This window comes from Chitinophaga sp. S165 (genome assembly GCF_003182155.1).
Taxonomy (GTDB): Bacteria; Bacteroidota; Bacteroidia; order Chitinophagales; family Chitinophagaceae; genus Chitinophaga.
In genome coordinates this window covers 1,195,813-1,221,703 of the sequence record NZ_QGTG01000001.1, presented here as the reverse complement: position 1 = coordinate 1,221,703, position 25,891 = coordinate 1,195,813, and the positions used below count along the sequence as shown (strand labels likewise).

Annotated in this window: 10 protein-coding genes; 3 read left to right on the top strand and 7 right to left on the bottom strand. The window is 47.2% G+C overall.

Features of this window, described 5'->3' with window-relative positions:
• Positions 1-473: 473 nt before the first annotated feature.
• The 3 genes from C7475_RS04365 to C7475_RS04355 all read right to left on the bottom strand — a co-directional run bounded on the left by C7475_RS04365 (position 474) and on the right by C7475_RS04355 (position 18,132).
• On the bottom strand, positions 474-9,578 hold the full coding sequence (locus C7475_RS04365) for a neuraminidase-like domain-containing protein (RefSeq protein WP_110051480.1): 9,105 nt from the start codon (positions 9,576-9,578) through the stop codon (positions 474-476).
• A 30-nt stretch (positions 9,579-9,608) separates the two neighbouring features.
• Positions 9,609-17,381, bottom strand: coding sequence for a SpvB/TcaC N-terminal domain-containing protein (locus C7475_RS04360; protein WP_110051477.1), 7,773 nt, complete (start codon positions 17,379-17,381; stop codon positions 9,609-9,611).
• A gap of 265 nt (positions 17,382-17,646) precedes the next feature.
• Complete coding sequence (locus C7475_RS04355) at positions 17,647-18,132, bottom strand: DUF2004 domain-containing protein (RefSeq protein WP_110051475.1); 486 nt, start codon at positions 18,130-18,132, stop codon at positions 17,647-17,649.
• Positions 18,133-18,234: 102 nt separating this feature from the next.
• Between C7475_RS04355 and C7475_RS04350 the strand changes: the two genes are divergently transcribed.
• Entirely contained in the window at positions 18,235-18,684 is a 450-nt protein-coding gene (locus C7475_RS04350) for a cupin domain-containing protein (RefSeq protein WP_110051473.1), read from the top strand.
• Between the two features lie 36 nt (positions 18,685-18,720).
• On the opposite strand, the gene C7475_RS04345 is transcribed toward C7475_RS04350, so the two are convergent.
• Complete coding sequence (locus C7475_RS04345; protein WP_110051471.1) at positions 18,721-19,143, bottom strand: DUF1493 family protein; 423 nt, start codon at positions 19,141-19,143, stop codon at positions 18,721-18,723.
• Positions 19,144-19,316: 173 nt separating this feature from the next.
• Here C7475_RS04345 and C7475_RS33115 point away from each other — a divergent pair, with 173 nt between their 5' ends.
• Positions 19,317-21,326, top strand: a complete 2,010-nt coding sequence (locus tag C7475_RS33115; protein ID WP_199236167.1) for a family 43 glycosylhydrolase — start codon at positions 19,317-19,319, stop codon at positions 21,324-21,326.
• 138 nt (positions 21,327-21,464) lie between these two features.
• A complete protein-coding gene (locus C7475_RS04335; protein ID WP_110051469.1) occupies positions 21,465-21,842 on the top strand; it encodes an iron chaperone in 378 nt (125 codons plus the stop codon).
• A gap of 5 nt (positions 21,843-21,847) precedes the next feature.
• Here C7475_RS04335 and C7475_RS04330 read toward each other — a convergent pair whose 3' ends face one another.
• From C7475_RS04330 to C7475_RS04320, 3 genes are all read right to left on the bottom strand, one after another.
• Complete coding sequence (locus C7475_RS04330; RefSeq protein WP_110051467.1) at positions 21,848-23,827, bottom strand: hypothetical protein; 1,980 nt, start codon at positions 23,825-23,827, stop codon at positions 21,848-21,850.
• Between the two features lie 169 nt (positions 23,828-23,996).
• Positions 23,997-24,347, bottom strand: a complete 351-nt coding sequence (locus C7475_RS04325; protein ID WP_110051465.1) for a hypothetical protein — start codon at positions 24,345-24,347, stop codon at positions 23,997-23,999.
• Between the two features lie 116 nt (positions 24,348-24,463).
• The gene (locus C7475_RS04320; protein ID WP_110051462.1) at positions 24,464-25,768 is read right to left on the bottom strand and encodes an MFS transporter; all 1,305 of its coding nucleotides are present in this window, start codon (positions 25,766-25,768) and stop codon (positions 24,464-24,466) included.
• Positions 25,769-25,891 lie beyond the last annotated feature (123 nt).

Sequence of the window (25,891 nt, the reverse complement as noted above, 5' to 3'; positions counted from 1 at the left end):
AAGGCTGAAACTCTCCCCATTTGATTAGCATCATACAAGCTTTATACAAGGATTAACTTACGTTAATCCTACGTCTTTGAACGTAAGATGAACGTAAGATAATCCTTGTATAACCCTTTTTAGAATGAACTTTAAATGAAGATCAGAACCTGGTAAACTGGCATTTTGATGATTTTGTGTAAGTTGTTGATAGTCAAATTTATGTGTCGAATAAAATCCGTATATCCCGCATAGGTTTTCGGGTTAACTTTGTGGTGTGATCAGAAAGATAGGGTGTTTTGAAACCGAAAATTATCAGTATAAAAATCCACGTTAACAGCGTGTCTAAAATAGCATATACAAGTCCGGGTGATTAATAACTCCCGATACTAAACGGAGATATTGAAGAAGATACACAGCATAAAAATGAAAGCTACACCAGTTTTCTTTTGCGCCGCGTACAACGCAAAAGAAAACCGGTACATCATCAGCTATCAGGGGAACTGATACTTCACTATCATCATCAGCTCTTCCATTTCAGCCATTATAGCAGGTGTTGCCGCGAGTGTGAAAGGCGTATCCAGTTCAATAACCATTGTCTCATTCAGGAAGACAGACCATTCAGGTTTTGGATTCAGCGGCAGGTTAGTCGCGCCATTGAGCGTTACGTTTACTAACGCCGGTGCATTTTTGAACCTGGCCAGTATGATCACCTTGTCGATTTCAGCGGCAAAAGCCTGCATGAAATAAGGCAATCTTGTTTTGGCAATCTGCATACTGACAGTACCATCTTTCTTCAGCAGGTTCCATTCATCAGGCATGTCGTAGCGAAGGTTCAGCGCCAGGTGAAGACCGGTTTCACTGAGCTGCTGGCCTATCTCTGCCAGTTTATCTTTCAGGGTGTTTGAAGCAAGGGTCTTTAAGGTGCTGCCACCTTCACGGGCGGTGTACTTGAGATGGATGATCACATCAGCGATAGTATTGTAATCGAAAAGACGTACGCCTGTAGGCAGTTCCAATCGCCAGGTGCTGATTGCGCCAGTGTATTCGAAAGGCAGATAACGTTCATCGCGGAAGTTCAGCTCAAAGAGTCCGCTGTCGTTCTGAGCGTTGCTGGTAGCGATGGACTGAATAGTACCGATGTTGTAAACGAAACGGTCGTCGTTGCCAGGTACTTCTTCATAAGCGGTCTTATCATCAGTAAAGCCGACCGCCTTCGCAGTGTTCTTGCGATACCTGTTGTTGATCAAAGACAGCTTGGCGCTCACGGATGTATACGGACCTGCGATACAAGGTAGCGTGATGCTTACCGTCTTAATACGACGGAAGTAATGTCCCGGATGGTCCATATCAAAGAGCGCTTCAGGTACCTGGAAGTCGCAAACACCGGTCGCACGCAGCCTGATAAGGGCCAGTGGGTCTAACATGGACAGGGAGATATGTTTGGTAACTTCATATTCCCGTTTATTGGTATCCAGGTAACTGGCTTCCATACGTTTCAGGTCATAGAACAACTGATCTGCTGTTTGCAGGCCTTTCTTGAGGTTGTCCCAATAGCCAAACTGCAGGAAGGTGTCTGTATTACCCAGTTCATGCTGATAACAACGCTCTGTTTTCTTTGATACATCGTATGCCAGTTTGTAGGCTTTGAAGTAGACGGCGCTGATCTTCCCGATCATCCATTGGTACAGGTCTTTGTTGGTGAACTTGTCCTGCATGAACTCATCCGTCTTCTGGTTATTATCGATCTGGAGTTCCTGAGTTTTGATATCAGCTTCAGTGATCTCAACCCTGATCTCGGCGGCGGCTATCTGTTGGTCTATCTGTTTTATTTCCAGTTTGGCCAGTCGTTCCTGTAGCTTCCAATCGCTGAAACGCCTGTCAAAACCTCCGAGGATAGAGGCCCTGTTGGCCTCATAACAAGCCGCTCCACTGAGGATGTTCAGGACGCCCGTTGCGGCAGTGGCGGCGGTCGCGAGGAAAGTACCACCCCAGGTAACGTCTACAGCAGGAGAACCGCCGAAACCATGTCCGCCGAAACCGAAGTCGGGGATCAGGCCTAGTACAGCTCCTGTAGCTTGTACTATCTGGGCGGCCATCTGGAAGTCGTGCGCTTCAGATAACTTGTCAAGGTTCAGTTGTTCACTGGCACTAATTTTTTCTATGGCAGTGAAGTATGCGTCCCGTTCTTCTGTGATGACTTTGGTGCGGTTGAGTATTTCTATCTGTTGTTTCGCTTCTTTCAGCTGTACCTTTTTCATATCCAGCATGCTCTTGAGCAGTTTCATCTCAAGGTCGTTGCGCAACAGGGCAAGTGCTTCCGCATCTTTCTTCTCCAGGGCTTGCAGGAGTGCGCTACCTAGTCCGCGGACTTCCTGGATCAGTTCTGTAGCCTTCTGGGCCATGACGTTGAAACGGTAGATAGGCAATGGTGCATTCAGTCCTGCAATAACGCTGGACAGATCTAATCCGGCGGCAGCAGCGCGTACCAGCATGCCCGGATCTATAGGAGGAGCGAAGAGTGCCAGCACTCTTTCCACACCGTCTATATTCTGTGAGTTGCGGATCTTGAAAAGCCTGTCAGCAATGACATCCCACCAGGCCAGCATCTGGTCGTTCGGGGGAACGCAGAAATAGAGACTGGACATCGTAATAGGAGGTGGAGGCAGTTCATCGCCGCCATGTGGCAGGACAGAAAGATCCGGCAGCAGATTTTCAAATTCCAGCAGCGCATTGCCGAAGGCATCCAGCTTTGGTTCCAGCTGATTGTATGTTTCATAAGGCACTTTAACAGCTGGTGGAATGATACGCGGTTTAGGCCCTAACAGTTTATCCGCAAGGATGTACATCTGTGTAGCCTGTGTGATAGATTCCATCGTGTCCTGGCGAAAGAGATTATCGCCCCATTGCACGAGGTTCTCTATGTATTTCATCAGGGTAGCCTTCTGATAGGCTACAGGCCGGAAACGGGCCACTACATGCGGCATAAAGGGCTTGGTACGCCACTGGTCTATGGCAAACTCCAGTTCCTTGATTTCAGGTGTGCCAGGGTCTGCTATCTTAGTGAGCAGATTGTCGATGCGTTGTTCCAGGTACTCTGGTGAGAGGCGTTGATAGAAAGGTTTAGTCACCCAGTACTTCTGCGGAGGATTACCTTCCAGTGCGCCCGTCGGATTGAAGATGTAATGGAACCATACCAGGGCTTCCTCAAAACGTTGGTCCCTGCTAAGCCTTGTGGCCAGCATCATAGGAGTGTGGTAGAAAAGTTCCCAGTTGTAGCTGCTGTAACTGCCGTCACTGTTGAAGTCTATGTCTTCTATAGGCAGCGGTCCGGGAACGAATGTTGTCGGCTTATAATAGTCAGCAAACTTGAAGTTAGTGACAGTCAGTTGTGTTTCCCGTTTCATCAATGCAGGGATGCCATCTTTGTAAAGCGTCTTGCGCATCATGCATAATAGCGGGTGATAGAAATTGCGGAACTGTTCACCGTACTTCAGCTGTGTATAGACCTTCCATTCGGCGACGATAGCCTGGAAGTCAGGATCTGCTATAAGTTTGGCCACCAGCTCAGCTGCAGGCATATTGGGATTTTCCTTGACGATCTGTACATACTTATTGTAAAGTGCTATCACTGCTTCCAGCAATTTCAATACGTCTGTGTAGGTTCTCCTGATAGTTACCGGTTCTCCTGTTTGGGGGTCTTTATCAACGCCATAGAAACCAGGAACGATCACGTAGTTATGCTTGCTGTCCTCGAAGAAGTAAGGCAATAAAGTACCCAGCGGAACTTTGATGCTTCGGCCGCCAAGATCGGAGAAGTTGGCAAGCAGCTTTTTCATGATGATCTGGTAAAGCATTGCCAGCATATCTACCCAGGTGAACTGGTGCGGGTAACTGAGACGGAAGGTGCCGGGCGTTTGCGTCAGCAGGTCGAAGAAATTAAAGAAGAGAAATGCGTTACGTACGGAGAGCGCATTGCTGGCATCCAGGCCCTGTTCTACATACCTGTCTGAACCAAGCAGGGTGTCTTTGAAATCAGGGAAGAAGTCAGGGAACCAGTTTGGTTTGGTACTGGTGAGTTCCGGATAACCTTTACAGCCCGCAAGATCAAACAGGCCGTCCATATAATGATATTCCTGGATGTTCTCGATCTGCGTGTGGAAGACCATGATCTGCTGAGAGAACTCGAAGTACATGAGGTTGTAAACATCATAGTCAAACTTGTCTGTAACATAATCATCCGGCGTCATGATACCACCTCTGGACACTCTCTTAGGTTGCCATTGTTTATTGGCGAACTGACTGATGGCCAGCTGGATCTTCAGTTTGCGTTCCACCTTCTTCATGTCTTTAGGAGCGCTTTCACTGGCAGATACACCGGGGATGGTTACCTGGTGAGTAGGATTGGGTACTTCGCTGAAGATCGGCCATGCCAGGCAGAGACGGTTGTTGTGCACAAAGGCCAGCAGCTGATTACTGGTGATGTCCAGATCTACTTTTTCCCATGGGCTCCAGTAACGCTCCTGTTCAAGACGGCGGTAGTAATAAGTGGCAGGATCACCGGTTTTCGTACGTGCAAAGACGTGAAGGGTGTAGATGTCTGCCTGGTAATATTCTGCCACTACTTCCAGGAAGGCTATTTCATCCAGTTTTTCGAGGTAACGGATCAGCGCATCCTCCGTAGTAAATTCATTTACTTCGTCCTGCAACAGCTGTTCTTCCATTTCGGAGAATAGATATGATTTATCGTCCAGCAGCTCCGGTTCAATCCAGTTCTCCGGATAGAGGAACACTTTCCTGTTGGCTTCCCACACACGGTAGTTCTTCATCCATTTCCACTGGTCCCAGCCGGAATCACTGTTCCTGTCTGCAGCGGCAGTGGGTTCCAGTCCCATCAGACAACGTTGCACAAAGAGCTGGATGGTGCCGTGCGCCTGTACGATGCGGGAGGAAGGCATGATGGCCTCCATTTGTGTATCGACAAGGTAGTAGTCAAAGAGGTCATTAACTGTATGTACATCCGGTGTGGTGGCCAGCAGATAAGCTACCAGCGCATCGCGTTTCCGGGGACGCACGGTGTTCATGATCTCTTTCAGTGTATCCAGCCAGAGGTCTTCTTCATATCGCGCTTTGAGCGTCATGCGCAGCTGACTGGTATCGGTACTATTGAGAACAGGTTTGATGAATTCTTTCGCCACGGTGGCGTTAGTGCCTAATATACGTAGGTCCAGCATGGCGGTGGCTAATTTGATCCATGTTTCTACCTTACGGTACTGCGCCAGGTCCGGATTGGAGAAGCCGAAATATAGATCAGCATCATCCAGCACTTCACGGTCATAACCATTGAGCAAAGCAAAGGCATCGAGCCACTGCTGACGTGTAGTGGCGCCATCCTGCAGGAGGGAGATCAGGAAAGAGAACGTAAGCGGTTTCTCCGCATCTCCCGGATTAGGTACCGGCGTGAGCGTATTTATCAAAGAAAGCAGCTGTACGAAACTTTCCCATGTGGTATATGGAATGGGTGTTTGCAGACCTGCATATGGTATACGGTCAGGTTCCAGCCATCCAAGCGCGGGACTGGTAGTGATCAGCCATGCGATGGTATCCGGATCTTGTTTGAGTGCTTTTACAAAAGGGAAGAGTTTATGCAGCAACCGTATGGCATTGTATTGCTGCACGAAACCTGCCGGCGTGATAACCGGTGGTACCGGAGGTTCTGCTACTTTATCTATGAGTGTATCCGACAACAGGATGTCCCGCAGGAAGGCTGTACCGGGAGCAGGTTGCTTCAGCCTGGCGGCACTGAGTATAGCTGTTACAAGATCATTCTCAGCTTTGAAGGTACTTGCCAGTGAGGTGACCAGCAGGTCTGTTTTTTCCGCTACAAAGAAGTATTCCGACAAGGCAGTAAAAATGGCTTCCTGGAATGCTTTACGCGCTGCCTCCAGACCGGCTGGCGGTGCGGCGACAATGGCAGCCTGTAAGGTCTGGATATTTGTGATGACAGCTGGTGCAAAGAAAGGCAACAGTTGATCATTGATGTAGGTAGCGGCAACTGGGTCAGGCGGAGATGCCCAGGTATCGTCTGCCATCTTCAGGAAGTTATTGGTGATCTCTTCCGCGAAGCCGGGTAGTTTAGCAAGACCGTTCTTTAGTGGCTCCTGTAATTCATCTGCTGTAAGTAATGCATCAAAAGGGGACTTGTTGGTATTGAACGCCTGCTGGTAACCCGCTTGTAATGCAGTGAGGAAGGCAGTGACCTTATCATCTGTTATCTCCCGTTCTGCAAGATTATCCGCTTCATGCCGCAACATGAACTTTACTTCTGCAGGTTTGAGTGGCGCACCTTTGCCGATGTTAACGTGATTAATAAAATCAAGCGTAACAGCAGGTGAACTGAATACATTCAGGCCGGTGAGCGTAACATACAGGTGGTAGTCGCTTACTGAGATCTTCAGCTTCCTGCAAAGCCGCGCTACGGCAAACAGATGGCTGATATTTGCAAAGGTAAGATCTGTATTGGCCATAGCGCCGGTAATAAGGCTAAGGTCCAACGCAGAGAGTTGCAGACAGGCAGCAAGGCTTACAGCATGAGCATCCAGCGTAGTACTGCCATCTACCAGTGCAGGCAGCAGTGTTTCATCGAGGAAACCGGTAGTAGCTTTATTGAGGAATACCTGCTGATAGAGCGGTTTTATGGTAGCATTGGGAATAATTGTATGCGGTACTTCTCCATAAAAGCCGATCAACTCTTCTCTTTTGATACCGGTGCTTTGGTTGATGATCTGCAGCTTCGAAAGGGTGATCAGACATGCATCATCCAGCTTTTTATTACCCAGATTCGTCTGCATGATCACTTCATTAAGGATCTCCTGCTTCCACCCCGTAAGCTTTGTTAGTCGCAGGAAACGGTGGATGCGGTCAAGCGCTGCATTGTCGAAATTGGCGATCTCTTTCTGTGTGGTATCACAACCAGTATCGAGGTGTTTGATGAATAGTTTATCGTCCGGATTAATAAAGGTAAGTGATAACAGGTTGTTAAGCGCTGTATAGGTCAGTCCTGTTTTTTGCAGCATATTGTCTACCACCTTCATATAGTCCACTGCGTTAGGTGCGCCGGTATTCCAGTAGAGTTCCTGGTTAGCTGCATCTGCATTGATGATGAGCTTGCGTTCTGCATCTGTCAGTCCCAGGATCTCCGCGGCAATAGATTCATTGGGAGGAGTAGTGCCTATCTGCAGGTCCTGCATGAGTTTCGTCCTGGTGATACCGAAACGGGAGAAATAAGCCTGTGCTTCTGTATGTGGCAGGTCAAACGGCAGGCTAAAAGCAAATTGCTGCGTACTTAACAGCGTATAGGCATTTTCATTCACGTACTCCGGTGCTGCCGCCAGTTCTTCTGCTGATGCAAATGTCTGATGCAGTCGTTTTACCTGCCACTGGTTAGCTGCAATAGGAGATAGCTTGCAAACAATACCTTCGTCCCGCAAGTAGAAAGCCGGATTGATCACAGGATCGAGCGGTGCATATACAAGCGCTTTGTCTGTAACGGCTATCTTGTTGGTATTAAGCAATGTTTGCAGGGGCGCAGGGATCTTTCCGTTAGCCAGTGCGCCGTTGTAGGTAATACCTGCATCGGGAGCAATGGCTTCTTCCAGGAGCTCGCAAACAAGATCTATATAAGGTAGCGGTGTATTGGCATTTTCACAGCCCAGGTCTATCTCACCCAGATCAGGTCTTCTTTCAAAGAGCACGTCTTTGGCAATACGTACAGGTGCATTAGGATCTACGTCCAGGTTCCTTACGGTGCGTTTGTCGAGATACTGAAGTAATTCTACGAGATATGCTGCCGGACTGTATACCGAGCGACAATGCTCACAGGCGCACATGTCGGACAACTGGAACAAGGTTTTGAGATTAGGGAAATCTTTACTGATGGCTTTCAGTTTGGCAGACAGCGTATTGACGTTCAGTGCAGCAATTTCCATACTGCTGATAGTATCTTGCAATTCTCCTGCAATGAGCATGGATGCTGCCTGTACATTGCTGGCTTTATTGTAGATAGTATTGGCTTCTTTTTCAGAGATGCCTGCAGCCGGACCGACCTCATTTACGAACCGTGACCTGCCGGTAGCTACAATGCTTTGAGCAGAATGGACCTTTTGAGAAAGCAGTGCGGTGGTCTTTGAATAATTAGGTACCAGTTTAAATACACGCTGTACTGATTTTAGTTCTCTTAACGCAGGTTCAGCGCTCTCTGTATCACGTGTACCTTTACCACGGAAGAAGGTATCTATATTAGAACGTTGCAGGTCAAAATCCTCGTTCTCGGTCAGTAGTTTCAGGATAGCATCATGTTGTGGCCCTGTCTTTTCTTTGGCCCTTTCCAGTTGCGCAGTAAATGCCTGTGTAGGATACTCAGTTTCCATCTTCCTGGCAAGCGCGGAAGCATGTACTTTAATGAGCTCCGGATCTACGTTAAGGTCTTTGGAAGACTGCGTCAGTACATCCCGCCATCCGGCGCTGTTCAGCTTTGCGAGTTTCTTAATATCCTGTGGCTTGTCGATCTTTTGTGTTGCAGCTACCGTATTGATGATCTTATCATTGAAGCCCAGTACATTGCCCAGGGCGACAGTTACCTGCGTACGTTTTTTATCATCGGCAGTAGCAAAGAAATTGGCGGCAGAGATAGCATCCAGGAATTTAGTGTAGTCCTGCCTGTTGGCATCAAAGAGCTGCTGCATTTCTCCCAGTTTATCTTTCATCAGGAAGTTAGTCAGCGTATCTGTGATCCTTTTCCGCTTTTCTTCTTCTTCGAATTTGCGGGCCTCTTCACGGTACTGGCTGAGCATGGCCATTATTTCCCGCAATTGTGTCGCCACACGTTGGGGGATGATCAATTCCTTGATAGCATTTTTGATATCAGCATCGATCAGCTTCTCATCCGCCAGGGCTGCATCATAGAGGATAGGTTTAGGTTCGGCATTGATATCTATTTGTACACGGGCGTTGAATGCTTTGGCCAGGTCCAGTTTCAGCAGGGTGTCTTTGCGGAACAAGCCGTAGAAAAAGGCGGCATCTATCTTCGAAAGTTCCTGCAGACGGTGTGCAACAACGATGTACTGCAACCGTTGGGCAGGAATGCCCGTTTCCCTTGTGAGGAAAGTGATATCACGGGTTTTGGCGTCCTCCTGTAAAGTGGTGAGAGGAACGTTTTCAATAAGCGGTGGCAGTGCACGCAGGATGGTATCAAATTCATTCTCCAATGGCTTCGGTGCCACGCGTATGACGATGTCCACTCTTTTGTCGGCAGGGGCATTAAAAATGATCTGATCTATCGTCTGTTCATAGAGCAGCTGTTTCCCTGTGGTATCGTATGCTTTGAGGGAAAGGTCTGCATATTGTTTTTCCGCCCGTTTAAAGGATTCCGGGCTGTAGCGTATTTCATATTTCCCTGCACCGTCCGTCTGGCCCATTCCAAGCAGTTCTTCAGTACGCAGGTCGCGGTCAAAAGCTCTGATGAGTATATTGGGAACAGGAAAACCCTGTACGTCAGTTACGGTGCCATATACCCTGTAAACCAAATTAGGATCTGTCATTTTTTGGGGGTTTAAGTATGAATGTATATGTTATGGATGTACGTTCGGATTTGGATTGGCAATACTGTTGCCGCCTGACCATTTATTGGCCTGTCTGTCGTACCAGAACCATCCGGTGCTATGCTGTTTCTTGAGCCAGTTAGGTATGAGACTGAAGATAAAACCAAGTAGTAGGGTGAACGGACCATACAACAGGTTCTGGTCTTCATGTCCTTCTTCATGATCTGCTACGCGAAGAGGTGTAGCTGACAGGTAGATCGGCTGCACGTTTTCATGGTTTGCATAATAGTCCTGTATACCTGTGGCACCTGCGGATGTTGCTGCTGCGCCTGACCCCTGGAAGAATACGAACGGGCCTAATGTTACCGCTTCCTGGAGCCCGCCGAGATTAAGGAGACCGCCGTAGTTGCCGATGATGTCATTTTCGTTATTAGGTCCGCCAATAGAAATGCTGGCGTATTCCCATTGATTGTTTGCCGGTTCTATGGCGTTATGGATAGCTACTACGATATTGCCGATGGTGAAGTTGACAAGGCTGAAAAGAAAACCTGCTGCAGTAGCGGGCAATCCCCATGTGAGATGGCCTACTACTTCCAGGAAATCTTCCAGGAAGCCGTCATCACCGGCAAACCAGTTCCAGAATTCAGTCGCTTTCTGTTTGGTCCATTCCCATACAGCGCTGGCCGTTTCCTTGATCCAGTTCCAGGCAGTGGCAGCAGCACCTTTGATCCAGTCCCACGCTGCGCTGGCGGCGCCTTTAATGCCCTCCCAGATAGTAGTTGCGGCGCCTTTTATCCAATCCCAGGCAGCACTTGCAGCCCCTTTGATCCAGTTCCATACGGTAGATGCTGCGCCTTTGATCCAGTCCCATAATTTGCTAAGACCTTCACCTATCCATTTGCCCAGGCCTTTCAGTCCGTTCAGGATGCTGTCTCCTATTGAACCGCCTGCATCACCGGATTTACCGGAAGGGCCGTCTCCTCCTTTAGAACTGCCGCCAAAACCGCCACCACCTTTGGAACTGCCACCAGGAGCATTTCCTGTAAGTGTAGATACAGCGGCTTCTGTTAACTCTTCTTTTTCCTTCTTTTCTTTGGTCTTCTTCTCATTGGTTTCTATGGCGACGGAATCGGAGCAACAGGTACCGCTGGTATCGGCATACATCAGCGGATTGTTCCTCGCATAACGGTATACATTCAGTCCGTCGCCGATACCTATAGGATCGGCACTAAGCCATCTGCCCAGCCAGGGCACGTAATAACGGGCACTGTGATACTGGAACCCGCTTTCTTCGTCCCTTTCCATACCTGTATAGCGATATCGCTTATAGGCTGCTTTAATATCTTTGTCAATTGCCTGGTAGGAAGTAGTGCCGAAAGGATGATATTCCTCATAACTGATCACACGGGCATCCTGGTCTGTTTCAATACAGGCGGAGCCCTGGTGATTATCGAACTGGTAACGTACGAGTTGCTGCAGACCGTCGTCATTACCCGAAACGCGTGTTTCTATAAGGGCAATGCGGCGCGTATCGTCCAGTATATGCAGTGTGTTACGTTGCAGAACGGGGTTGTTGGCATTGTCATATTCTTCAAACAACTCAACTGCGCCCAGATAGATACGTTGTGATTTCCTCAATGGAGTGACGCCTTCTGCTGCCTGCCTTTCAGTGATCTTTCTTATTCGTTGGCCAGCGCCATCATACACATACCAGGTGGTTTCCGGTGTGCCGGCATTGACGGCTTGCCTGGACACCGCCTGCAACTGGTCTTTGAAGTTCCACTGCATGAACGTGAGATGAGGCATGCCTGTGATATAACCATGCGTAGGATGATGCGGGTACGCGAATGCAGGGCCACCTGTGGTAGTCGATAGCAAACGGTTGCTGGCGCCGTCTATAGTATAGTCCCTTGTCCAATCGCCTCCTGCCGCCGTATGCTTTACCTGTTTGAGGTTGCCGGCGAAATCATACTGATAGTCCTGGGTATAATTTCGCCATCCAAGCGCGTTGCCCTGACTGTATTCCTGGAGGAAGGGAAAGTCATTAAAGTTATCCGAAGGATCAAAACCCGCTGTTGCGGAATGTTCCCTGCCGGAAGTACCAATGAGGCGGTAAACGGCGTCATAGCGGTAATTGGAAACACCTTCTATCTTCTGGTTGTTGAAGAATACCACCGGGATGTTCTTGTCAGCAATATGTGTGATGTTGCCGCTGGGATCATACGTATAATAATTGTCCTGCAGGGGATCGTTGTTATTACGTGTGGTTTCCAGGCGGTTGAGGCGGAAGGTGAATTTGTCGTAACTGTAACGGGTATTGAGATCATTGCCATATACGATCCTTTTGCGTTGTCCTTTCTCGTTATAATCAATGTTCTTCACAAAGAGAGTCCCGTTCACCCGGATCTCCCTTAACAGGCTCATTTCATTATAACGGGGCTCAAGCATACTGCCATCGGGAAAGGAATTTCGGGTGATGCGGGCAATGGCATCATACGTTGCACCTGTGAGATAAGTATCTGCTTCCAATAGTGTATCCGGATTGGGAACAGACCAGTTCACCAGTTCTTTATAATCCGTCGTAAGGCGGCGGTTGTAAAGTATCAGGTTGCCTTTGGCGTCGTAGTCAACTGATTCCAGTTTCCCTGCTGAATCATAGGCAATATGCACCCGGCCACGGAGATTGTGTTGTTTATTATCTGCCGCCGCTTCTCCATAACTTGTTCTGCTGAATACATTGTTTAGTGGAACAGGGCCGTCACCACCCGTAACACGGGAGTCCAGCGGCCGTTGCAAAGCATCATAGGTGAACAGGAATGTGTGATTGCGGCTGTCCCATGTTTTAATCGGCTTACCTGTTACATTACTTAGGGCCCAGCGTTCTCCTGCGTCCATGCTTTGCTGGTAACCTGCCTGTCCGAGCATGTTGTACCGGTAACGCATCACAACATTGTTCCTCGGGTCTGTGATGGAATGGATATTACCTTCAATATCCATGATGGTGAAGGTGTTGTAAAACTCATCCGATCCATCTGCCACATTATGCTCTACGCTGAAGATGTCCCTGTTCAGCGGGTCGAGGTGCATGGTAAAAGGTGTATCATCATGCGCTGCAGTTTGCTGCGCCGCTTCTTTCTCCCGTGCCGGATCTTTACCTGCAGCAATCAGTTCTGCGTCTATTTCATTGTTGATGCGTTTCAGGTACCAGTTGGACAGCGTTACGTTATCATTCACATCGTACACCATCCGTTTCCACGGTGTGAAGACTGTCCTTGTAAAGGTTTCTTCCGGCAATACCGTACGGACCATCCTGCCCAGCGGGTCGTAGTAGACAATAGGAGAGACGCCTGTCTCTATCAGTTCCGGCTGTGCTTCGTAGAATGGCGTAGCTGAAAAATACGGCTCATATTGTTTAACCGGTTTTCCTTTGTTGTTGAGCACAACACGGCCGTTACCGATCCATCTGAGCCTTTGCGGGTTCTGAGCAGAAGTATCTACTTGTGTAACGGTATATGTATTATCACTATTCACGACTACTTTGGTGGCAATACCTGGTGTGGCCTGCATCTTTGCCATGACGGGCTGACCGGCACCACCGGTATATTCAAAGGCAATGAAGATCTGCAGTGGATTATCCGGTGATACGTCAGCATGATGTACTGACCGTGTGATGGTAGACACTGCTACCGGTGCACCGTTGGTGCGGTACTTGTCATAGTCGTATACATAACGGATGGTAGCATGTTGCAGTAAATTTGCTGCGGCAGTCATCAGCGCTACGGAGTCTTCTGTACTGAAGAACGTTGTTATGGCAGATTGTTCAGCGGGTAAGGTCAGCTCTGTTATACCGGATAGATCATCCGAAATATCCAGTTCCGCGATGCCATCATTATTGAGGTCTTTACCCAGGAAGGCTACCGCTTTTAATAAACCAAGTTCATCATACAGGGTTTGTGTGATATTGTCGTTGCTATCTCTTACAATAGCAGGTTGCAGCGTGCGGAAGTTAAAGGCGTCCACATGCGTGCTGTTCTGCAATGGATCTTCTGTGGATTGTATCAACAGGAAATAATCTTTGTAATAACTCACAGTAGTAGGAGCGCCGGTAGGATCGGTGTAGAGCAGGGGCGCATAGAACCGGGCCTTTGCATCTGCAATGGTCTCGCCGCTCAAAACGTTATAGATGATACCGGAAGATACCCACCAGCCAGGATGTCCTGCCCTTTGTACATAATGGCCGCTGGTCATCAGGGTGTTTTCTTCCGCAGGACTGATCTTTGGTGCAAAGATGTGTTGAAGCAATGAGGAAGTGAACGCCAGCTGATATTGCTGGTACTTAAGCCCAACGGCGCCTTGTTGACCTACGGTCAATTCCGTTGTAAGGGTATCATCCAGGTAAGTGGTACATTGGTCTTCTATCAGCCTCCTTGTTGGAATGGCGCCTGCTGTCTGTTCATATGCGATTGGGGTGGTAGCGGCGGCCAGTACATTGTTGAAATCAGATAAACGATACAACGTACCTGTTTTTGAAATACCGGTCAGCTCATAACTACGGGAGGTAGCTGGTAACCTGAGACGGTAGATGAGAGGCGTTGTAATATCGTTGGTAAATGTGAATTGGTTATAGCAGATAAAGGTCTTGTTCTGCGCTGCTATGACCTCCGCAGGCAAAGTAGCATCGTCTTCCTGCCTGGGATAAACAACAGCCGCCTTTTCGAGTACCAGTCCGAAGTCGTCCACGACAGTGTTAAGTGTATGGGACATCCGGGGATCGGATGGATTCCTTTCGTACTGAATAGTGAGCGCCTCACTTTCGGTGACAGTGAAAACTGCATTTTTGTTCTGCGCACGTGGCTGTAAAAGCTTGATGTGGCAGTTGTGTGTCGCGGTGTAAAAAGGAGTGAGACCCCGTCTTATTTCATCGTCGGTCGGATTTAGTAATGGGGTATCCAGGGAGAATACTTCCTGCCGTAACATCATGCCTTTGCAGATGCGCAGGGCTTCCCGGTATTCCTCTGTACTAAGCGCAGTGACCTGTGGCGCGAGATTGCCTGCAATGGTAATGAGCGCATCCGGAAGGGAAGGCTCTGTGGTCGCAACAGGAAAACCTTTCTGCTCCAGGATGTTGTACCAATATTCCAGCTCATATTGTGACAGGATCTTTTCACGGCCGATGAATGCGCCGGTGTGATACCATGTTCTGGTGAGTACGGGTTGCTGAAACAATGTTTCAGAAGGTTCCAGTTGTGTACCTGCATTGTTCTTCTGCCAGGTGGCGAAAAAATCAGAATCGATCTGCTCTACCTTACCGAAGCCCCGGAACTCACGTTCTGCATGATCGTAGTAACCATGATGGTACCGATATTCACTGCTGAACTTCGAGTTACTGATCTTATCTTCCAGCAGTGTTTTATGTACCACATGCACAGGGAAAGGCAGACGAGTGATCCAGGGCGTTCCTTCCTGTTTATCTTTCAGGTAGAACCAGGTGGAGCTTTTATAGCTGACGGACGTTTCCTTTCCCAGGTTGTTTTTGTATCTGGTTAGCAGGTGCGGCTTTTTGCTGTCCATGAGGTCTATGTACTGCATAGGGGCCAGACTATCGCCGGGAAGATCGGAAGACCATACGATACAGGCAGTACCCGTACCGAGGAGATCAATCACCGCCAGTTGTCCCGGCTTGCTGATGCGGAAGAAAGGATCTATTTCATGCGCATCACTCCAGGCGTTACCGCTTAAGTTGAGGAAAGCGCGGAAGCTGTTCCTGCCCAGGTAAATGATATCGCTGACACCAGTACCGCTGACGTCCGCCAGTTGGAGAAGAGAAGAATTAAAATTGTCGGGATGATCAAATACGGGTGCATTGCTCATCGTTACTTTAGCGCCGAAGTTCCCGAAGCCGGTATTCGGCCAGTAGCATACTTCCCCGTTGCGTACCCTGACAATATCAGTAAGGCCGTCTCCCGTCATATCGGAGAGAAAGATACTCTGCAGGGGATCTGAAAATACAATGGCAGCGCCCTGCTCTTCATCGAAAGGTTTGAAGGCGTTCCTGCGGGCGTCATATCCTCTGGTGCCTTTGGAGGGGAACCAGGAGAAAACATTGTCTTCGCTCATCACGATATCTGGTAGCCCATCCCCATCCACATCAAAGAGACGGATATTGGGGTCTTTAGGCCTTATATTAGCCCTTTGTTCGAATGGACGGAATGGTAACCACTCCTGGTCGTCAGACAGCGAAAAATAGCCCTGTAATCCCTCAGAATTGACAACCACCTGTTTGCTGCCATTACCATCGAGGTCCTGTATGGTGAGTGTGCCTGCCTGGATGCCCAGAAAAGAAGGTTTGGGAATGACAGGACTGGCGTGAGAGAACTTTACTTCCTTCGCTTCATCCACATCTCCCAGGTTGCTTTTATAGTACCAGCCGTTCCCCTGTTCCGAAAGGATACCTGATATGCCTTCATTGTAAAGGTCTACCCACTGGTAGGCACTGCTGATACCTGCGGGCATATGCACGGTGCTTTCCGGAGAAACGGTACGGATACTCTTGTTCCATTGTAGTTCCTGGTATTCGAATTCCAGGGGCGGAAATGATCTTTTAGAATAAGTGTTGTTGTTGCGGATATAACCGGACTGGTTGACGGCGGAGAGATAGGTCAGCTCATGTTGTCCGCTGTTATTGATAGATGAACCTTTATGTGTGAGATCGAGGGAACGTACAAGACAGGCATCATTCCCCAGTTCTTCAAAGTAGTGGAAGATCAGGAAACGGCGGCAGAGGCGGTAGGTGCGTACCTCAAAGCCTGCGCGATGATCTGAGAAGGGATCGTCCCTACATGGCCATGTGGTATCAGGCGCAGGCCGTGGTGTATCCGTATCATGTTCACCGTAATCGAACACCAGTTCAAAGAAGTGGCGTTCATCATCCGGTGGCTGCGGATCATATACGTCGGCAGGGTTGATGTAATAAGGTACCCTGTTGGCGTATTTCACTCTTTTGAGATAGCTGTTGGAGAAAGGTTGTATAGCAGGGGCCAGTCTGTTCTTTTCATGTGTGGCGTTTGGGACGTTATCCCTGTTCTCGGCCTCATATTCATATATGATCCAGTTGCCCATACAATCGAAGCTGAACTCCGCCAGCCACTTGAAGACCTTTTCCGGATGATGCGGATGTGTAAGCCGGTTGTTGCTGCTACGGCCAAAGATGGTGGTGATGTTATTGCGCGTAGTAACCTTCCAGTACATGCCTTTATCAGGATGCGAGATCTGTTCGATACGGGAGAAGCTGCCCTCTGTACGGGGACGGAATGTTTTGATGGTATAATCACCAATGACGGTGATCTTAGGCTCCCACTTGTCAACATTATATTCCAGCTCGGGAACAAGGTCTTCCATCCCGGAGAAGATAAAGATATCCTCATCTGTGTATGTGGGCAATTGCTTGTCTGTCCGTCGTTGTATGGCCGGGACATCACAGGTCCATCCGAGACCGAAAACGGTATTGCCGCTACCGGAATTATAAGACAGGCCCATTGTAGGAACAAATCCATTCCTGGCAGGAGAGAATGGAATGGGAATGCTGAAAGAAGCGGTACCATTGGCGCCGTTCACTTCGAATTTCTCATCGATGGACTTAAGTGCCCCGCCTCCTTTGGGAAGGTTTACCTGTGGAATCTGCAGTTGTATACTCTGGGATGTGCCGGATTGCTGCGGTTTTTCCAAAGCAGTGTTTACAGGTTCATTGTTGGTATTTTGAGACGATGGGACAGACGAATTCCTTTTATTTATGTCCTCAAACATAAAAGGCCTGTGTTTTTGGGGTAAGTAAATATGGCTATTAGTTGTTGGGGTGTAACTCGTTCTTCTATGGCTAGTTACCTATCACTGATACTAAAATTACGATGAGTAGTTTAATTTGCCAAATAAATCAGATGAGGGTGTTTTCATGACACCTTGTTTGAGTAGATCATCAGGAGCTGCTTGAATATATACTTCTTGATAGGGAAAATGAAAAGCTTCAGATGAAATGACCTGAAGCTTTTCTGAAGTTAGTTGCTATACTATCTTAGTATTCCATATACATATTCTGCAATTCGATGTTTTTATTCGCAGTGATCTCCAGCACACTCGGTGTAAGTTCATTGCTGAAAGAATAGCCGAACGTTATATAATTCTCCGACTCAGGATATATACCGATCCTTACAGGCTGCAATTTTGCTACAAGTTGCTGGTCGATATCGCCTCCTTTAATTCCCAGCTCATCACATAATACACCTTCGCTCATATCATCTTTATGATATTGAATATACTCCTGGACTATTTCACCATTTTTGTATTCATTGAGAATATACTCTTTACATTTGGGTAGATGCTGCTCAACTGCAAGCAGGAATTGTTTCACATTGTTAAGAACGTCGGCGCTAACGCTTTCGTTTTCAAAATTCAGGTCAACCTGTACCGGATTACCTGCTATTGATGCTTCTGCTTCATAGTAGTTATCAACGGCGTCGGAATCCAGCATTCCGAAATAGGGTAGTTCAAATTGAGGCATAAGTACGATTTATTCGCGCAAATATAAAAGAGAATCGGTGACTTTTATGTGAAATGAATAATAACAAATTTTGTAAATTAATCCCACCTAAACCATTTTACAATGACAAAGCGGGAAATAACCTTCATCTGCATCACTATCCTGGTAATGTGTATCCCAATGGCCATTATTGCACATAAAGACCAGCAGCTTCCTTTATCGTCAACAATATATGATTGGAATGAGATCAAAGCTAAGCCTACAAAAACGGGGGAAGTACGTCAGTTCCTTCAATCGGCCACGCCAACGCTGGATGAACTGGAATTGCATGTAACGACGCTGAATCCCGGAGAAGCGCCACACCCGCCACATCAACATCCGGACGAAGAGCTGATCATTATAAAAGAGGGTACGGTTGAATCGACTGTAAACGGTATCACTAAACGTGTTGGCCCTGGCTCTGTTATCTTCCAGGCGTCTAATCAATTACATGGTATTAAGAATGTGGGCACTACGAGAGCTGTGTACCATGTTATTAAATGGAAAACGGAAAAGACGCCTGCGGCTAAATAGAGATTAAAGGTCCGGTAGAATTAATTACACCCTGATTCACCTGCTCGCACATTTATAGATGATCAGGCTGAAAACCACTATGATTATTATCAGATTTGTGATCAGGTCATATCGTCTTTTTGGAATCTGATGTTCCGGGTACTTTAAATCCCACTTGCCTTTTTGCGCAAATTCAAGCAGCATCAATGGTGTTACCGGAATGTGTTTAACTCTTTCATTGGGGGGAGGGAATATGGCCCCGCCTATATTGTTTCCCTCTTCAGCACTGTGAAAATACCAGAGGTATGTTGATAGGTCAACATTAAATTCTGTGGAGAATTTGTTGATCAGTTCATCAAAATCATCTCCATCGCAGCCCAGATCTTGATTAATGTCGCTATTTTCAAATATTTCGTCTGCTCCGGTTTGATCCTTAACAAAATGCAATATTTGTGAAAGTTCATACATGTGCTTTGTCATGGTCTATATCTTGCAAGCTTGTCTTGTATAAGAAGTGTAAATTTATAATTTATTCTTATATATGCAGTTCCGTATGAAAAGGCAGCAGCTGGCATTTTTGTCTTGTTAGAAAAGATTAAAAAATAACACAAATGATTGCTAAGTTTACTGATTGCGACTAAATAAGATTGAAAATGCAGCTTCGTTATCTCATGATGGTGATCAGCACCATGTTTCTTTTACCGGGAGGTTTGTTAGCACAGGAAAAACCGCGAATGTATTTTACCGATACGTCCTCAGGGAGACCTATCGCTAAAGACCCAAAGATCGTACAGTTTAAGAATAAATACTGGATGTACTATTCCATACCTGGCAAGGATGGCGCAGGCTGGCATATTGGTATTGCACAGAGCAATAACCTGATGGACTGGCAAAAGGTAGGAGACTTGAATGGAGAGGAAGCATACGAGAAGAATGGTTTATGTGCTCCGGGAGCATTGGTTCGTAAAGACACGATACACCTCTTCTATCAAACCTATGGTAATGGTCCCAAAGACGCCATCTGCCATGCTTACTCGACTGATGGGATCCATTTTGTAAAGAACAGCAGTAATCCGGTATTCCGGCCAACAGGTAGTTGGACCAGCGGAAGGGCCATTGACGCGGAAGTCACGTTCTATAAAGATCAATATTTCCTCTACTTCGCCACACGGGACCCTAAAGGAGAGGTGCAGATGCAAGGCGTGGCAACGGCTCCTGCCGGGACTGACTTCTCAAGAGCAGATTGGAAGCAGGCTTATGACGGCACTATACTGAAACCCGAACTACCCTGGGAAGGCAAATGTATTGAGGCCGCTTCGGTGATTGAGAAGAACGGCCTGTTATATATGTTTTATGCAGGCAGTTATAATAATGTTCCGCAGCAGATCGGGCTTGCGGAGAGTAAAGATGGCATCCACTGGAAACGTACATCAGAAAAACCTTTTCTTGCAAATGGGAAAGCAGGGGAGTGGAATCATAGCGAGTCAGGACATCCGGATATATTTAAGGCAGAAGATGGGAAATATTATCTGTTTTTTCAAGGGAATAATACTGGGGATGGAAAGTCCTGGTATTTATCGAATATGCCTTTGAAATGGGAAAATGAGACATTTAGTCCGGCACAATCATCCCAAACAGCATCAGCAAAAACGACAGATCAGCAAAGCTTTAAAATAGAAACGGGAAAGAAGGTTTGGTTGTTAACCTACTTCCGTCAACGTTATCCGACACGGATAGAAATTGATGCAAAGGGAAACACTGTTGAGGTGCCATTACCGAACCCTATGCTGTTAGAAAAGATGCATATGGCTTTATCTACTGACGGACGTCATTGGACGCCGTTAAACAATAATAAACCGGTATGGGACCAGCATGTACGGGACCCCTATGTACGCCGTGGACCGGACGGATTATGGAGGATATTATCAACAGGCGGTGGCGGTAAAGACAGAGAGAAGGTCGGCCCAAGTTGCCTTTATTTAACTTCACCGGATCTCATTCATTGGCAGGTGGAGGGTACGTTGCCTTTGATGAAAGATGTAAGGAATGAATCAGGCGCTTTACTGGCCAGGAATATATGGGCGCCTGAATGGTTTTATGATAAAAAATCCAAAGAGTATATCTTGATCTGGTCCTCTTCATTTGAAGATGCCGGCTGGAAGAAAAGCAGGTTATGGTATTGTACGACCCGCGACTGGAAGGTATTCTCACCCGCAAAGGTATTTTTTGAACCGTCATATTCCGTAATTGACGGAACATTGCTGGAGCATCAGGGAAAGTATTATTTGTTTCATAAGGAGGAAGAGTTTGGCTCAAAGACAGGAGAAAGACGCGCTATCCGGGTAGCTACGGCCACAAATGTTTATGGGCCTTATAAGGTCATCGAAGGGCCGTTAAATAATGGGCAGATCGTTCCTGTAATTACAGAAGGTCCAACAGTGATAAAAGATCCGAATAAAAAAGGATGGTTGTTGTTATATGATTACTGTATGACCGACCGTTTTGGGGCGTCTTACTCGCCCGACCTGCTGCACTGGAAGGTTGAGGAGGATGTAAAGTTCCCGCCAGAAGCACGTCATGGCTGTGTTTCAATTATTTCATCAGAAGAGGCTAAAGCGTTAATGACTGCATTTCAGGAGAAGACGGATGGGGATTCGCAATAAGTCGCAAATACCCCCTCAAAAAGTCGTTTACAGGGCGTATGATTTAATTCATATGCCCTTATTTTTATGTCAGGAGACTTGCGGGTGAATATGTTAATCGCCTGTTTGCGGTAAGACAACGCTAAAACCCTTTCTAACATGGCAAAAACTGATTATAAAACAATAGACGAGTACCAAAGCGGTTTTCCTGCTGAACTGCAGGAGAGAATGCAATCTATTCGTACAGTTATTCATAAGGCCGTACCCGGAGTGGAAGAAGTGATAAGTTATCAGATACCCTGCTTCAAATACAACGGGTATCTGATCTATTACTCTGCATATGCTAAGCATATTTCGCTGTCATATCCATATAGTGATGCATTGCGTAAAAAGTTTGAAAAGGAATTGAGCAGGTATAAGGTGAGTAAATCGGCCATTCAGCTTCCTAATAGTGAAGTACTGCCGTTGGATTTTATAAAAGGGATCGTTGAATTCAGGAAGAAGGAAAACGAAGAAATGGTTAAGGTGAAAAAGTGAAGTGACTATTCAACTGTTAAGACAATTGTTCCTTTGGGTCTGGCAATGGCGAGAGGAACAGCCTCCAGTCCTGGGACGAAATTGAATATCCGGTCGGCGGTAACAGGTAACCTGTTTAGTGGCTGGTCTGCCGTTATCGTCAGCAGGGACTTGTTCTTATGGATCTTAATGCTGTTGTTATTCACTACCTCTACCGTTTCCGTTGATGCAGCAATTACCGGTACAACGACGCGGACATCTTGCCTGTAAGTAACAGGTACCTTATCACAGTTCAGCGAAAGGCTTATCTTTTCCGGTGAAAATATATACTCGGTATGGCAATGTACCGCACCTTGCGGTGGATCGTTCTGATCCTGATCGACCAGCCTGGAGCTGGATCGGATGATGATCTTGTTACCTGACTGGCTGGTACTGACTGTTGCGTCAAGGCAGGATATATTCATGTAGGTGATACCATTAACCGTCAATTCTGCCCTTACCGTCAGCGGCATAGCATGTGGGTCGTTATCTGCCTGCATATTGCCTTTTTCAACCAATTGATAGGCATTCATACTGGCTACCAGCAATGGTCCGGTTTGTTCATGCCATAACATGGTCAGTGCTCCGCCCGATGCATGACCATTGTGCATAGCTTTGTATTCCCTGTCGTATCCTGTTACGGTTGCTCTGAATTTCCCTGTAGCGACAAGCCAGGTTTGGATATCCTCAAAGAAACGCAGGCCATAAGCCGTCTCCCGTGGAAGGAGCGCAACTACCGGAATGGGTGTTATTTTCTCACCAGAATGGCCTGACTGTTTATGATCAAGAATGGTGGTCAGCGCTTTGATATGGCAGAAGGTATGGTGCACGCTTGTGGGTACATGGTGACTGTTGTAATGGGGGCCACCCTGGAGAAGGCCATTGGTAGTACACTGTTGCAGTAGCTGAGTGTTCTTTAACGCGACCCTGTAAAAGCGGGGATCACGATCGGCCAGCAGGGCATAAGCAGGCTGGCATCCGTCGGAAGTGCGGCTACCCCAATAGGTCCATTTATAGTTACGCGTGCCCCAGCTATTGTCCCAGCCACCATCAGGCAGCATAAATTCCATATGTGTTTGCAGAGAAGCTGTGACCATCTCCAGTATTTCCTCATCTCTATTCAACAGGCCGTATAAGGCCAGGTTAGGCAGCGACTCTTCTACATTGTACCCGAGATCGACAGAGAAACATCCTTTTTTACTAGCTTCATAGTAGGGGGTACCTTCGCCGAAAACAAAACGGTTGTTGCGGGAGAAGAACTTCATCGATTGATGGGCAAGGAGCTTTCCTTTTTCCCTGAACTTCGGCTGGTCATATAGCGTGTCCAGCAGCGACAGTGCATAGGATGCGGATATCGGATAATTGATGTTTCCGTAATCAATGTTAACAGTCTTGTCGATGAACTCACCAGCCTTCAACAGTCTGTCATGCAGGGCGTTTTTAAAAGAGGTGTCCATCAGATCCCCATGATATTGCAATGCATCGCAAAGGGCGATCACGGTGAAAACAGTAGTGCCTTTCCAGCTGTCTTTTTTCTCGTTGAGCCAGGAACCATCGGGCTGACTAACGTTAGCTTCCATCCAACGGAACAGGAGTACTGCCGCATCGAGGTAGCGGGTATCGCCTGTACGGCGGGCCATATGCATAAAGGGATAAATGGTGTCGCCTATGCGTCCATGTACGTTATGATAACCAGGGCATCGTATACCGCCATAATCGGGAGACTGCGTCTCTTTTTCCTGTAAGCCAAGTAGTGTACTGGCCCAGGTAGCCGTAAGCGCATGGCTAAGCGAATATAGATCATCCCCCGGGGCTTTCCGTGTATCGGAAAACAAAGTGGCAGTGCCTTTGGTAGCCAAAAATGGACTGGTTGACGCCACCAGGCGATTGAGGCTACTCGTTGCCAATCCTATGCCGCCGGTAGCGGCAGTGAAAATGAACTTTCGTCTTGAAACAGGCCTGCCCATACTTTTTTAAACGAACTTAGGGATAATAGGCCAGATATGAAAGCTTTTTGAAGACTGCGTAGTATTGACGTAGCCGTTAGCATGCCGGGCGTAGGTGCATCTTCATGTGGCGGGTCGATTTTATGAAAGTGGAGTTCTATCCGGAAGTATAAAACGGAATATCAGCAACTCATTTAAGTTGTATTTCTATTTTTCTTTTTTCAGTATCTATAGTAAACCAACTAAGGGCGTCCGTATCAGGAACACATACCTTAAGATCGAGATTATGGGTATAGCTATGTAAGGCTTCATCGCCGATCTTCAAAACCAGGTCATATCTCGTTTGGCCCTCTCTGCCAATAAAAGCCTGGGTAACAATCTTTCTATGATGCTTTACATGCTGCAGGGAAAGACGGCCGCGCTCATTCGTTGCCGGTAAAACGCCATCACACCAGAATAGCCTGAGTTCTTCATCATCTGTTTCTTTAAATGCTTCAGTGATGCGGTATTCTAAAAACTGGAAGAAATCCTCGTCTAACATGTACGATAGTTTGGGTATTCAGAAGGGTGCAATATATACTATTATTTTTATGTGTCGAGGTCCGGCCAGGTGCTAATAATAGTATCCCGGGGATCGAACTGGCGGTTGATGTTCCCTTACTGGCCCTTCTGATAGTTCATCGCCAGGTTCCGGTATGCATATGACTGCATGGCAAGTACGGTGATGATCAATCCAATAATGCCTGTTATCGTAAATAATAGTGCGATGCCACGGTCTGTTCCGGTTCCGAACCAGCTGCCCAGCAGATCAACGCCTGCGCCGGTGGTCATGAAAGGGATGAAAATGAATTGAGCTATTGGTCCGATCATAAAAGCAGTCAGCGGTGATGCCGCCTGTTCAATACTTTGCGCAAACCCGAATACCCTTCCCAGTCTTTCCTGGGGGATCAGCTTCTGTATGATGGTCTGTTCAGCGGCTTCTACCACAGGAATGAGGCATAAGTATATAAACATGCCGCATGCCAGCAACACGATAGAATTCTTCATAGTGAAGAATATGCATATCGTCCACATGATGATATTCGAAAGGAAGAGCGTGCGCAGTGGCTTTTGTCCAAGTCCTTTCTTTGATATTACGATCCCGCCTACTATGAAGCCCAACGTCAGTACACCCCACAATATGCCCCATACCTGTACGGAAACTAACGATAGACCGTAGGCATCCATTAGGGCCATAAAAACGCCACCCAGGAAGTTATTGAAGGTATTGAAGAAGATAAGTGCGAAGAGTCCGGGAATAAGCCGTATCACCCTGATAGTACCCCGGATATCTATATGTTTTACATCATCTTCTGCATGGGTATGTGCTATTTTCATTTCGGGGATGGAGATGGTCAGCAAATGAATGATCGCGAAGGTGGTTAGCACAATCGCGAAGACCAGCATCCAGAATACGCCCAGGAAGCCTATGATCAAACCGCTGAAGATGGAAGCTACGAGAAAGGAAACACCGTTGGCAGTGCCTACCATGCCGTTGGCCCTATCCCTTGCATCTTCAGGTATCAGAATAGTAACCAGGGTAGAAAGTGCTATTGTGCGGATATTACCTGCTATGGCGCCTAAGAGGTTGAATATAATAAAGGCCCACAGCATGAAGTATGACGGATCTTTGAACCTTTCAGACGGTGAGGATACATAAACAAGAAATGCCAGCAGATATAAAAGCAATGAACAGACACTGGATATCATCATTGCTTTCTTTTTATGATGGCGGTCTACCAGCGATCCCAGGAAAAAGCCGGACAATGCCACTGTAGCAAGGTATACACCCGCCATGACAGAAGTGGCCAGCACAGACCTCGTTTCCAGATACACCCAGAAGGTTACCGCAAACCAAACGATGGTATTTGTGAGAGAGGCGGTAAGCGTGTTCACTAAAACAGCGTAGAATGTCCTGTTCATAAGCGCATATTGTTAGGTCAATATAGTGGCCTCTTCAGATTGCTACGTTTATAAATTTACTGTTCTTTTCTGAATTTTGTGCAATCTGAATATCGCCGGAAAGTGTAGTCTGGTTAAAGGAAA

Coding starts and splice junctions, on each gene's coding strand:
- C7475_RS04350 (WP_110051473.1), top strand. CDS start 18,235: ATGACAAAGCGGGAAATAACCTTCATCTGCATCACTATCCTGGTAATG.
- C7475_RS04360 (WP_110051477.1), bottom strand. CDS start 17,381: ATGTTTGAGGACATAAATAAAAGGAATTCGTCTGTCCCATCGTCTCAA.
- C7475_RS04345 (WP_110051471.1), bottom strand. CDS start 19,143: ATGACAAAGCACATGTATGAACTTTCACAAATATTGCATTTTGTTAAG.
- C7475_RS04355 (WP_110051475.1), bottom strand. CDS start 18,132: ATGCCTCAATTTGAACTACCCTATTTCGGAATGCTGGATTCCGACGCC.
- C7475_RS04325 (WP_110051465.1), bottom strand. CDS start 24,347: ATGTTAGACGAGGATTTCTTCCAGTTTTTAGAATACCGCATCACTGAA.
- C7475_RS04330 (WP_110051467.1), bottom strand. CDS start 23,827: ATGGGCAGGCCTGTTTCAAGACGAAAGTTCATTTTCACTGCCGCTACC.
- C7475_RS04335 (WP_110051469.1), top strand. CDS start 21,465: ATGGCAAAAACTGATTATAAAACAATAGACGAGTACCAAAGCGGTTTT.
- C7475_RS33115 (WP_199236167.1), top strand. CDS start 19,317: ATGCAGCTTCGTTATCTCATGATGGTGATCAGCACCATGTTTCTTTTA.
- C7475_RS04320 (WP_110051462.1), bottom strand. CDS start 25,768: ATGAACAGGACATTCTACGCTGTTTTAGTGAACACGCTTACCGCCTCT.
- C7475_RS04365 (WP_110051480.1), bottom strand. CDS start 9,578: ATGACAGATCCTAATTTGGTTTACAGGGTATATGGCACCGTAACTGAC.